This is a genomic window from Methylocystis sp., assembly GCF_046349115.1.
GTDB lineage: Bacteria > Pseudomonadota > Alphaproteobacteria > Rhizobiales > Beijerinckiaceae > Methylocystis.
In genome coordinates, this window is record NZ_JAXMCX010000003.1 from 354,257 (window position 1) to 366,577 (window position 12,321).

Annotated in this window: 10 protein-coding genes and 1 riboswitch; of the genes, 8 read left to right on the forward strand and 2 right to left on the reverse strand. The window is 57.9% G+C overall.

The features are described from left to right. Positions 1-65 precede the first annotated feature (65 nt). The 6 genes from U1E20_RS11140 to U1E20_RS11165 all read left to right on the forward strand — a co-directional run bounded on the left by U1E20_RS11140 (position 66) and on the right by U1E20_RS11165 (position 7,643). A complete protein-coding gene (locus U1E20_RS11140; RefSeq protein ID WP_409980669.1) occupies positions 66-1,460 on the forward strand; it encodes a M20/M25/M40 family metallo-hydrolase in 1,395 nt (464 codons plus the stop codon). Between the two features lie 81 nt (positions 1,461-1,541). Beyond that, a complete protein-coding gene (locus U1E20_RS11145; RefSeq protein ID WP_409980670.1) occupies positions 1,542-2,780 on the forward strand; it encodes an AAA family ATPase in 1,239 nt (412 codons plus the stop codon). An 8-nt stretch (positions 2,781-2,788) separates the two neighbouring features. Beyond that, positions 2,789-3,481, forward strand: coding sequence for a hypothetical protein (locus U1E20_RS11150; RefSeq protein WP_409980671.1), 693 nt, complete (start codon positions 2,789-2,791; stop codon positions 3,479-3,481). A gap of 49 nt (positions 3,482-3,530) precedes the next feature. Then, positions 3,531-3,735, forward strand: a riboswitch (cobalamin riboswitch). A gap of 109 nt (positions 3,736-3,844) precedes the next feature. Further along, complete coding sequence (locus tag U1E20_RS11155; protein WP_409980672.1) at positions 3,845-6,370, forward strand: TonB-dependent siderophore receptor; 2,526 nt, start codon at positions 3,845-3,847, stop codon at positions 6,368-6,370. 76 nt (positions 6,371-6,446) lie between these two features. Further along, positions 6,447-7,034, forward strand: coding sequence for a hypothetical protein (locus U1E20_RS11160; RefSeq protein ID WP_409980673.1), 588 nt, complete (start codon positions 6,447-6,449; stop codon positions 7,032-7,034). 54 nt (positions 7,035-7,088) lie between these two features. Then, entirely contained in the window at positions 7,089-7,643 is a 555-nt protein-coding gene (locus tag U1E20_RS11165; protein ID WP_409980674.1) for a hypothetical protein, read from the forward strand. A gap of 90 nt (positions 7,644-7,733) precedes the next feature. Here U1E20_RS11165 and U1E20_RS11170 read toward each other — a convergent pair whose 3' ends face one another. Then, the gene (locus U1E20_RS11170; protein ID WP_409980675.1) at positions 7,734-9,284 is read right to left on the reverse strand and encodes an FRG domain-containing protein; all 1,551 of its coding nucleotides are present in this window, start codon (positions 9,282-9,284) and stop codon (positions 7,734-7,736) included. A 461-nt stretch (positions 9,285-9,745) separates the two neighbouring features. Between U1E20_RS11170 and U1E20_RS11175 the strand changes: the two genes are divergently transcribed. Together U1E20_RS11175 and U1E20_RS11180 are read left to right on the forward strand one after the other, a co-directional pair. Next, positions 9,746-10,873 carry a Rieske 2Fe-2S domain-containing protein gene (locus U1E20_RS11175; RefSeq protein WP_409980676.1) on the forward strand — a complete coding sequence of 376 codons (1,128 nt, stop codon included), beginning with the start codon at positions 9,746-9,748 and terminating at the stop codon, positions 10,871-10,873. Positions 10,874-11,117: 244 nt separating this feature from the next. After that, positions 11,118-11,678: a cytochrome b gene (locus U1E20_RS11180; RefSeq protein ID WP_409980677.1), complete on the forward strand. Its 561-nt coding sequence runs from the start codon at positions 11,118-11,120 to the stop codon at positions 11,676-11,678. 30 nt (positions 11,679-11,708) lie between these two features. Here U1E20_RS11180 and U1E20_RS11185 read toward each other — a convergent pair whose 3' ends face one another. Continuing rightward, complete coding sequence (locus U1E20_RS11185; protein ID WP_409980678.1) at positions 11,709-12,233, reverse strand: cob(I)yrinic acid a,c-diamide adenosyltransferase; 525 nt, start codon at positions 12,231-12,233, stop codon at positions 11,709-11,711. Positions 12,234-12,321 lie beyond the last annotated feature (88 nt).

A 12,321-nucleotide genomic window follows, 5' to 3' on the forward strand; every position in this document is an offset into this window, starting at 1 on the left:
GCCCCCGCGTCTTTTCCTCGCCACGCATCCGCACTAGTTTCGGCTCTTCACCGAGGAGTCACTTCATGGCCGCGATCGACGCCGTCCTCACCACGATAGACGCCAATCTCGACGCTTCGCGCGAACGCCTGTTCGATCTTCTGCGCATCCCTTCAGTTTCGACCGATCCCGCCTTCACGGCGCAATGTCTGCGCGCGGCGAATTGGCTGAAGGATCAGCTCAACGGACTCGGCTTCGAGGCGCAGGTGCGCGAGACGCCCGGCCATCCGATCGTCGTCGGCCACGCCAAGGCGAAGCGCAAGGATGCGCCGCATGTGCTGTTCTACGGCCACTACGACGTGCAGCCGCCGGACCCGCTGGAATTGTGGGAGAGCGAGCCCTTCGCGCCGCGACTGGCCGATGGCAAGGACGGCCAGGAGAGCAAGGACATCGTCGCCCGCGGCGCCTCCGACGATAAGGGGCAGCTGATGACCTTTCTCGAAGCCTGCCGCGCCTTCGAGGCGAATGGCGGCCTGCCCTGCAACGTCACTTTTCTCTTCGAGGGCGAAGAGGAGACCGGCTCGCCGTCGCTTCCCGGCTTTCTCGCGGCGAATAAGGATGAGCTCGCGGCCGCCGATCTCGCGCTTGTCTGCGACACCAGCATGTGGAACGCCTCGACGCCGGCGATCACGGTGATGCTGCGCGGACTGGCGCTCGAAGAGGTGATCATCAAAGGGCCGAGCCGCGATCTTCATTCCGGCATGTTCGGCGGGCCGGTGCTCAATCCGATTCACGTGCTGGCGAAAATCATCGCCGAGCTGCACGACGACGAGGGCAAGGTGACGCTGCCGGGCTTTTACGCCGGCGTGCCGGAGATCCCGGAAGACATCGCGGAGCAATGGCGGGCCATCGACTTCGACGAAGGCAAGTGGCTTTCCGAAATCGGCCTGACGCGAGTCGGCGGCGAAGCGGGCGTCGGCGTGATGGAGCAAATCTGGGCGCGCCCGACCTGCGACGTGAATGGCATCATCGGCGGCTATACCGGCGCTGGCTCGAAGACGGTGCTGCCGGCGCAGGCGTCGGCGAAGTTTTCGTTTCGCCTCGTCGGCAAGCAGGACGCGAAGACGATTCTCGAAAGCTTTCGCGACTTCGTGCGCGAGCGTCTGCCGGCCGACGCCAGCGCCGAATTCCTGTCGCACGGCGCATCGAACGCGCTGCAGCTTCCCTTCGGCTCGGAGGCGCTCAATCGCGCCCGCCGCGCGCTCGCCGAAGAATGGGGGAAAGAGGCGGTGCTCGCCGGCTGCGGCGGCTCGATCCCGATCGTCGGCGCCTTCAAGCGCGATCTCAATATGGATTCGCTGATGATCGGCTTCGCCCATGACGACGACCGCATTCATTCGCCGAACGAAAAATATTCCTACACCTCATTCCACAAGGGGACGCGCTCCTGGGCGCGGGTGCTTGCGGCGCTGTCGTCTTGATGGTTGAAAAGAGGACAGCAAACACCAAGCGGCGCAGCTTATTTGCTGTCGACGTGACCCTCGCGCTTCTAAGGGGCCTCCGTGTTTAAGGAAATCGCTGTAAACAACTACAAATCGATCGTCGATCTTAAGCTCTCACTGGGCCGGGTTAATGTCCTAATTGGAGAAAACGGAGCGGGAAAGAGTAACATTCTCGAAGCAATTGCATTGGCTGGCGCTGCGAATGCCGGCAAGCTGGACAACGAGTTTCTAGTGGCCCGAGGAGTACGAGTGACGCCGCCGCAGTTAATGCGTCCCGCCTTTAGGGGGGCTAAATTGAATGATCCGATTACAATAAAAGTCACTGATGAGGCGTCGACGGTAGAATATGTAATAAAAAATGATAATAAGCCTTATGCACGCTGGAATGTCATGGTTAAAGATTCGCTAAGAGCGATACAAGATGACCATATCAAATCAAAGGTGGATGAATTTATTCATTCGAATGAGGTAGAAAAAGAAACAATAATTGAAGATATGAAAGAGCTTGTTAAAGTTATCACTGAGACATTAAATAGCGGAGACAAATCAATTAAACGAAATGTTCGGCTGAAACGACCAAACGTCGTCGCTAATTTTATCTTCGGAGCGTTCGGGTCATCACGATCTGAAAGTCATAGTTCAATTGCAAATTTTGTTATATTTTCACCGGAAAATACTTCCTTGAGAGTATTTGAGCGAGAAGGACAGATCGAGCCGCTTGGTGTCAATGGTGAGGGGTTACTGAGACTACTAAGCGTACTTTCGCAAAAAGACCCGGTAGCGGTGGAAGAGATTAAGTCTGCTCTCAAGCTTATTGGCTGGTTTAAGGATTTTCGCGTAGTTCAAGACTCTGATCAACTCCAAGATAGGCTGGAAGTCCGCGACATATTCCTTGGGAGAGGTCGTTTTTATGACGATCAGAGAAGTGTAAACGAGGGATTTCTTTTTTTAATGTTTTATTTCGCGCTTTTTTCGACCGACTTGACGCCGACGTTCTTCGCCGTCGACAATATCGACGCATCTCTGAATCCAAAGCTTTGCGAAGCGCTGATGAAACAACTAGTGGCTATGTCCGCTCGACACCAGAAGCAGGTTCTACTTACCACCCACAACCCAGCCGTCCTCGACGGACTGAACCTAGATGATGAAGATCAAAAGCTTTTTATCGTCGATCGCAGCGAAAGTGGCGAAACGCGAGTGAGAAATTATAAGAAACCACTAAGGAGTTCGGGATCTCCTACGAGATTATCCGAAGCGTTTCTGCGTGGTTCGCTGGGCGGCGTGCCGAAAGGATTTTGAGTGTCAGCATGCTCACTTTTTCGATTGTCGCCGAGGGTATTACAGATCAAGCCGTGTTGGAAACGATAATAAATTGCATTTGCCAGGGGATGGTGGACGATGTTTTTGTGAACTTTGAACAACCGGTCCGGGACGCAACCGATCAGTCGAGATGCGGGTCTCAGGGGGGGTGGGAAAAGGTATTTGAATATTGCTCCATCGGCGAACGAATTCAGGGCGCGCTCGAACACAACGATTTCCTCGTCATTCATATTGATACCGATTGCGCAGGACACGAGAATTTTGATGTTGCATTAACAACAGGCGGCGTGGATCGCGCCGTAGCTGAAATTGTGAAAGACGTAATAGCCTGCATTGCAAAACATGTAGGTGTCTTGTACGAGGAATTCGAAGATAGAATTATCTTTGCCATCGCCGTACACTCGACAGAGTGCTGGTTATTGCCGCTTCACGGAAAAACTGTCGCCGGTAAGAAGCGGATAAAATCTTGCGAAGATCACTTACGAAGGGAGCTTCGTAGGAAATCTTGCGCCTACGCCAAGGATCATAGAACATACAAAATAATTTCCGATGGTTATAAAAGAAGAAAGAACCTTGACGCCGCTTGCGGTCACAACGAGAGCCTCATGATGTTTGTGGCGGCTGTCGATGAGAAAATCGCCGCATCAGGATCAGAACCTTTGCCAGCGTCGGATTGCTGATCGCCGTCACTTCTGTCCGTTACGCTCTTGACTCGCACGGCGATCGCCAGTCTATTTTGCAGTTGACGGTTCCCAACGGGATCAAAATGGGAATGCGGTGAGCGCGCTGCTTCGCGCGCAATTCCGCGGCTGCCCCCGCAACTGTAAGCGGCGAGCCAAAGACCAATAAGCCACTGGGGCGAAACGCTCTGGGAAGGCGGTCTTTCGGCGACAACCCGCGAGCCAGGAGACCTGCCGTCGCTTCGTGGTCACGCGCGAAAGCGTCGGGCGGGGTGCACCGATGCGGCCGATGCCCCTCGCCTTATCGGCGTATGGGCAAAGACCTTCGCAGTGACGGCCCACGTCTGCTGCGAGTCGATACATATGAATTCCCAATCCCCGAAAGCCCCGAAAGGCGGCCTTTGCCGCGCCGTGCGGCGCAGCTCGCCCATCCTGCTCCTAACTGCAGCTTTCTCCTCGCCGGCTCTCGGCCAAAACATTCTTCCGATCATTGAAATCGGCAAGCCCAAGCCGAGCGTCCGCAACGCTGAGACGGTGGGCGCCGCCGCCGGCCAACAGGCGGGGGCCGACAACAACGGGACCGACATAGGACCCGGGAACAACGGGCAACTTTGCGCCGGCGGCGTCTGCAATGAACCGACGTCATATGCCGCGCCGATCCAGTCGGTCGGCACCAAGGTCAACACGCCGGTCATGGAGACGCCGGTCACGACGCGGACCGTCACGCGCCAGATGCTCGAAGACCAGCAGGCCATCACGATCGACCAGGCGTTGAAGAACGTCAGCGGCGTCGCCTTCTCGGGCGGCGGCGACGCGGCTCTGGGAAATTCATTCAGACAAATCATTCTTCGGGGATTTCCCACCCAAAATTATTTTCGGGACGGTTTCAGGGTCGATAGCTTCGGCCTCAATTTCACGGGCGCCAGCAATCTCGAAATGGCCAATGTCGAGAGCGTCGAAGTTCTGAAAGGCCCTGCGGCCATCCTCTATGGAGCGGTGGAGCCCGGCGGCATCGTCAATATCAATACGAAACAGCCTTTGGCCAAGCCCGCTTTCTCGCTGCAGCAGCAGATCGGCAGCTATTCCGGCTACCGCACCACGCTCGACGCCACCGGGCCTCTGACGGAAAACAAGAATCTACTCTATCGCGTCATCATGTCTTACGAAAATGACGGGTCATTCCGTGCATTCGACTATAATCGAAATTTGATGATCAACCCGGTGGTGAAATGGCATATCGACGCCGGCACATGGGTGAGAGCGTCCACTCAATTCCAACAGAACAGCCTGAATCAAGACTGGTACTTCGCGCCCTATCTCGGGATGTTCAATCCGCTTTGGCTAGGACGCAGCTTCAATTGGGGGCCGAGTTCGCCTTACAATCAGCAGCAAAACTTCACTGAGTTCACGTGGCATCACGACTTCAATAAGGACTGGTCGATCCAGCAAACCGCCTTTATGCAATTATTGCGTAGCGATTGGCTCAACGCCGGCGGCTTCGGCTTCATCAGCGATTGCGTTACGCCCGGAAGCACATCCTGCTTCGCCTTCCCTTCGCCGAACAATGTCACGCTGAACTGGGGCGCTTTCCCGTCGGACAACAGGCAGGCCGAATATGCGACGACGGTCAATCTCGTTGGACATTTCAACACCAGCGAGCATCTCAATCACACGCTGCTGTCCGGCCTAGATTATTACCGTTACAATTTCAGAGGCCAGAATTTGATTGCGGCGAATTATAGTTCGGCGGTCCTGTTCGGCGCGCCGCAACCGCCGACGCCCATTTCCGGTCTTTATCCCTTCGCGGCGACCGAGCAATACGCCGACAATCTCGGCGTTTATCTACAAGACCAGATTAAGCTGCCTTACGGAATCACCGTGCTCGGCGGCGCCCGCTATCAATATATCAACAGCAGAACCGGAACGACGGACAATTCGAAGTTCTGTGGGCCGTTTTCCGAGAACGCTTTTGCGGGATTAGCGATCCCCTGCAACTTCGATACGATCACCACGAGAGGGCAATTCATAAATCAGAGAGTGACGCCGCGCATTGGAATGTTGTGGCGGCCGCTCGAATGGATGAGCCTCTATGGGAATTACGCCGAGTCTTACAGCCCGAATTACAACGGCAAGCTGGTCTTGAACACGAATGACCCGACGCCCCCAAGCGCTGGCGCACAGGTCGAGGGAGGGATCAAATTCTCAGTGCTCGACGGGAAAGTTCAGGCGACGGCAGCCTACTATCATCTTGTCAAGACGAACATTCCAATCGGCATTCCAAACGATTTCAACCACGTCATGCTGGTCGGCGAAGGGCGTTCGCAGGGGCCGGAGCTCGACATCCAGGGCGAAGTCCTGCCCGGATGGAGCGTGAATCTCGCCTACGCCAACACCGACGCGATCACCACCAAATCAAATCCATTTTATCTCGGGGTTCCGACGGTCGGATCGCCGATCCCCTTCGTTCCGCGCAACGTCGGCTCCCTGTCGACAGCATATGAATTCAAGCACGGCGAGATGAAGGGTTTGAGGCTGGGCGCGCGTTACGATTACACCGGCTACCTCCCCTTCTATCATTGGGCGAATGACGGCAGCTATGTCTATGGCCAGTCGACGCCGAGCTATGGAATTGTCGGCCTCTTCGGGAGCTATGAATTCAGCTTCGAGCAGTTCAAGATCATCGCGCAACTCAATGTGAGCAATCTCTTGGACAAGACCTATTTCACCACCGGCGGTTTGGGTCCGCAGGCCTTCGACGCCGCTCATCCTTTCGGCTACGCCGTGCCCTACACCAATCCGATTCAGGTGGGATGGAATCTACCAGGGTACAACTATAACGTGATCGGGTCCCCTCGGACGTTCCGTGGATCGATTAAACTGTCGTTCTGAGTTCGCGCAGCGAACATCTTTGCGCGCGCAAAAGCGCGCGAAGATTGCTTCCGTAGAGAACAGAAAGCGCATGGCCATGACAGGAATTGCTGATTTTGCTCCCACGCGCGTCGTCGAGCCGGACGGCGCGGCGCTCGATGTCTTCTCTCTGCCGACAGATACGGCGAGTCTCGAAGAACTCATTCGCGATCTCTTCGAGAATCACTGGCGCGACATCGTCTTCGGGCCGATCATTCAGGGCGCGGCGTGGGAAATCCACGCCGACCGGGCGCCGACGCGGATCAGGCTGCTCGACGGCTATCTCACCGTCGCCTTCGGCGTCACGCATTTTCACGTCTGCATCGGCGAGAACAAGGGTTCGCGCGCTCGCCCGACGTCGCCCGAACTTGCAAAGCTCAGGCGCACCTCGCGCGCCGACCTCTATCGACGCCGCAACACGAGCTGCGTGCCGATGTCGTGGGGGTTGCAACTCTTCAACGGCGCCGGCGAGCAGCAGATCAGCGTGCTGTTGCCCAATCCCTTCCTCGATCCCGCGACCGACAAAGTGCTTAAAGAGCCGGACTGGTCGCGCCTCGCGCTGTGGGACAAATTGCGCGCGCGCTGGTTCGGCCTGCATGAGCCCGATCCGATCGATCGCGCCGCGACCCGCTTCGAACATGCCTGAACTTTCTAATGTTTTCTCGCCCGCTTCGCGGCGCTCAACCAAAAGGAGACCGATATGACGCTGACGCTTTCCCAAGTTTCGCTCGATCGCCGCTTCGCACTATGGGCGGCGACGCTTATCGGCGCGAGCCTTCTGTCGAGCTTCGCGTTCGCCTGCGCCGTTCCGCTCGCCGGCTTCGCCGCCGCGGCGGCGCTAACCGCGACGCGCCGCGCGGCCTTAGCACTGACCGGCGCGATCTGGTTCGTCAATCAGGCGGCGGGCTTTCTTTTCCTGCATTATCCGACCGACGCGACGACTCTGTTCTGGGGCGCCGCGCTCGGCGTCATCGCGCTGCTGTCCTGCGCAAGCGCCGGCCTGCTTGCCCACCGCTTTCCTGGATTCGCCGGCGGGCTCGCTGCTTTCCTCGCCGCCTTCGTCGTCTATGAGAGCCTGGTTCTCGCCGTCACCGCCGCGACCGGTCCCGGCGTCGACCATTTCACTGCGCCGGTGGTGATGCGAATCTTTTTCATCAATCTCGGCGCATTTGCCGCGCTGTTGATGTCGAAGACCGCAGGCGCTGCGGCGGTCAATCGCGTTCCGTCGAAGACTTTCGCCTCGCGTCCGATTTAGGCGCGAGGGAGCCGGTACGAAAGCAGGTCATGCCCCAAAGCGGACCTTCCCGATCCCCAAATTCGGTCACTAATCAGGAATCGTTCCCGCTCACATTCTGATGACATCCGCCAGAATGTCCGTTGTTATTTGGCGGCCCAGACCATCGAGACCGGGGTAAATGAAATTGCCGTCGATCCCGAGACGGTTGATCTGGGCCATCATGCGCGCTGTGGTTTGGCGACAGTTCGGGATCACGATCCGCGAGAGTCGGCTCAACCCTTCATTGATGAGCTCCTGGTTCTCGTCGATCGGCACAAATGGCGAGCATCCATTCGGCAACGGCTGAACCGAAAAGCAGCCTCTTTGCGAAACGATCCGCTGGTCGATGGCCTTTGGGAAATAGACCTCGATGTGATTGATCTTTTCAAAATCGATGTCGATCGAATAGACGTAACGCGGCTCCATCACCCAGACTGACGACTCTGTTTGAAGATTTTGTTCCAAGGCAAAATAAAGCGCGACGAGAGGGTTTTCGGTCCAGTCGAGCAGGCGCGTCGGAAGCCCGTGGTGCTGCCCCAAAACCAACCAATCGATTTTCGTGCCAGGCAGGTTGGGCGGATATTGCGCCGCGTGTCGTTGGAACCGGGTTAAAATATAGTCCTCCAATTCATGCCAGCTTCCGAACCGGCCGAGAGAAAGCGCGCTGTTGGGACCAGCCAAACGTCCAAGTCCTGGCGTCAAGGGCCAGCGGTGCGCGTCGGCGTGTCCGCGATAGAGCGTCAAACCGCCTTTCTTTTCGGTTAGTCGAAGGTATTCCTCTAGCGACGACGCAACCGACTCCTCAACTCTCACAAGATCGGAAACGGTTGGGTCTCCCTTGGCGAGCATATTAGAGCGGAGTGCGCGAGCGGTGGCGCCCACCCTCGCCAAAAGGTCCGGCTTCAGACCGACTTCAGCCAAGGCCGCGATCAAATGGTCGATGGTTCGATTATACAATAATGTATTCAACCCACCGTCGACGAGCCAGGCGTGTTGTTTGCCATAGTCGGCTTCCGTGTAGGCGGTTTCGTCTCCTCTGGCGCGGGCGACGATCTCCAGGATCATTGTCTGCAAGCTCGAGGAGCGCGGCGGCGCAAAAAGCGCGCTAAGATCCGATCCGTCCCTGGAGCTGAAGAACGCCTTCAATTCAGGGTCCAGCCTCACCCGGCCAAGGAAGACGCCGGTGGCTTTCTGACACGACTCGCGGAGATCGGAAGCGTCCTGATCGGCAGCCGCCAACGACCCCTTCATTCCGGATTCCAACCCCAGAACGGATCGCTTGGAGGCCTCCAGAACCGTCCTGACATGGTCGACGATCTGAACCGGAACGCCGGCGCCTTCGAGAATATTGATTACAAGCCCAATGACTTTTTCGACATGATGCGGACCCATGCCTTGTGCGCGTAACCGAGCATGAGCTTCATCGAGATCGCGCCCCGTATATAAAACGGGGCTCCCGAGGGCCATCAAGAGAAAGCCCTTTTGCTTCGCGCGCATCCTGCGCATGTCGGTGTCCGTGAAGAACGGCGCGAGCTCCTCATCGCCGATCACTTGGTGATAAAATGCATCGACAATGGTTTCCAGCGCAGCAGAGCCACCGATCATATCAAGCGGTTTCATTACAAATGAGCCCTCGAAACCGGGGCGATGACGCGGCTCCGCTCTCGCGCTTCGCAACCGTTCTGCGCCGCATCATTTGAAACATATCGTGCCACAAAGGGAAAATTTCTCAACTATAATGGCGCCAATCCGCCTGCGAGCGCGCTCGGCGTCATCGGACTGCTCGCCGGCGAAAGCGCCGCCCTGCTCGTGCGCCGCGTTCCCGGCGTCGCCTTCTGCCTCGCTGCCTTGCTTCCTTCGTCGTCTATGAGAGCCTAATTCTTGGCGTTACCGCCGCGGGCAGCCCCTGACGCAGGTCAGGTCATGACCGCGCAGACAAACTGAAAAGCACAAAAAATACTGCCGATTGCAGTTCGGTCGCAGTGTTTTGTCCCCGACCGCGCCTGCTTGCCAAGAACGCCAATCTGTCAAAGATTGCGATGGCAACGCGGCGCCAATCCGAAGAATAAGGTCACAGAGCGATGGCTGGCGACGAGAATTGGCTTGATATCTGCTCTCTGGAGGAAGCTTCCAATCGGCCGCTGCGCCGTGTCAAAGCCGCCAACACGGAATTTGCCGTCTCTTTCAAGAAGGGAAAAATCGGGGTGGTTTCCAACGCCTGCAACCATGTCGGCGGGCCGCTTGGCGACGGCCGGTTGGACGGAGAGTACATTGTCTGTCCATGGCACAATTGGAAATTCCATCGTTGCACAGGGATCGGCGAACCCGGCTTCGAACAGGATTGCGTTCCGGCCTATCCGGTGAAAGTCGAGAACGGGCGCGTTCTGATTGATCTGAACGCCGTCACCAAGCGCAAGAAGGCGCCGCACGCGCCGCATCCGCTTGCGCGACGGATCGAACGCGCGCCAGGACCATTGCGTCTTGCCGGCATTGCGACGACGGTGATGGACGCTTCAAATCCCCGATTTTCGGGCTCCGACCATGTCCTCGCTGAAGCCCTGAAAGCCGCCGAGAAACTCGGCGCCGAGACGCGACTGATCAGGTTGAACGAGCTTAAATTCCGCGCCTGTGAAGGATATTATTCGAAGTCGGCGCATGCGTGCACATGGCCGTGTTCGATAACGCAAATGGACGAAAATGATCAGATGGACCGCATCTATGAGGCGATGGTGCATTGGGCCGACGCAATCCTGGTAGCGTCGCCTATCCGTTGGGGGGCCGCCTCCTCGCTCTATTTTAAGATGGCTGAGCGGCTCAACTGCGTTCAGAACCAAATCACAATCAGCAATCGAGTTCTCATACGCAACAAGGTTGCGGGCTTCATCATTGTGGGCGGGCAAGACAACATTCAGGCAGTGGCGGGACAAATGCTTGGATTTTTCGCTGAACTCGGATTCATCTTTCCTCAATTTCCCTTCATTGCTCACTCGCGCGGCTGGTCGCACGAAGATATGGAAAGAAATGTCGAGATCGTGCGACATTCCAAGGAACTCGCGGAGGGCGCGGCCATGCTTGCGAAGCGCTGCCTCGAACTTGCGGAGGACTTGATCGCGCGCGACGCGGCGCCTGCTTCCATCCAGCGCGGCGGCCGCAAGGCGCACCCGCTTCGCGGCGAACGACCCGAGCCGCAGCTCAGACCAACGCGTTGATCGCGGCGTTGCGAGCGAGAAAGACGGTCTTTCGTCACAACGCGAGAGTTCGCTTCTGCGCTTTGCGGAAAATCGGACCGAAACGTCTCGCGTCCCGAGAACAGCGCCCTCCCATTGGAGACTGAACGTACGTTTCACCGATACATTTTGCCGCAATTATTCGCGACGTTCGACCGAAATTTGCCGAGTTGGAGAGCCATGTTGCGTTGATCGAGATTTGCGGAGCGATACAGGGAGGCCGTCAATGCAGTGGCGTAATTCTCAGGGAGGCTATGGCGCAGCCGCGCAAATCGTGCATTGGTTTTCCGTGCTTCTTGTGGGCGTCGCATGGACGCTCGGAACCGTGGGCGAAGACCTGCCGCGTGGAGGCGCGCGCGAGCTAGGGGAGCAAATCCATGTTTCGGCGGGCGAGCTGATCGCGATCCTGTTGATCATTCGCATCGGCTGGCGTCTCATCGATCCGCCGCCGCCTCCCGAACCGACGCCGCTGGGCAGCCTGGGCGATGTCGCCGCCAGGATCGTCCATCTTGCGCTCTACGCGCTGCTGGCGGCCGTCGTCGCCTTCGGCGTCGCGACCCAATTCGCCGACGGAGACTCGCTTTCCTTGCTTGGGATAGCGGATATCGCCTCGCCATGGATCAAGGACAAGAGCTTTGCGCATGACATGAAGGAAATTCATGAGGCGCTAGCCAACGGGCTGATCATTCTCGCCATGATCCATGCAGGCTCGGCCCTGGTCCACCACTTCGTTTTTCGCGATCGCACGCTGAGCCGAATGGCGCCACGTTTCTCGAAGTCCGGATGAGCGAGACCGACAACGCTTACCCCAACATCCTCACACGCCCAGCATGCGGTCCCCATGCCCGCTCTGCTGGTCCGCGACTCGCGCCAGGGCGAACAGCAGATCGCTCAGGCGGTTGAGATAGGCGAGAACATTGTCTGGCGCCGGCGGCTCCTCCAGCGCGGCGATGCTGCGCTCGGCGCGGCGCGCGACGGCGCGGGCCATGTGGAGGCGGGCGCTGGCCTCGGCCTCTCCCGGATAGATGAAATCGCGCAAGGGCGGCAGCGCGTCGCTGGCGCGGTCGATCTCGGCTTCGAGCGCTTCAATCTCGGAATCGTCCAATCGAATATCGATCTGCCGCGCCTCTGCGCTGACAATCGCGCTGATCCTATAGAGCGCCTTTTGCGCGCCGCACAAAAGCTCGCTCGAATCCGGAAAGGCGACCCGCGCCAGCCCGAGGCTCGCCGATAATTCGTCGAGGTCGCCGACCGCGGCGACGCGCGGGTCGAATTTCGCCGCCCGCCGGCCTGAGAAGAGGCTGGTCTGGCCCCGATCGCCTTTTTTCGTGTAGAGCTTCATCGCCGTCCTGCGCGCCCCGTTCTCTCTCGTTAAGCCGCCTCGTTACGCCATGCGCGCCCGATGGTCACGCATCAAGCGTCCCGCCCCA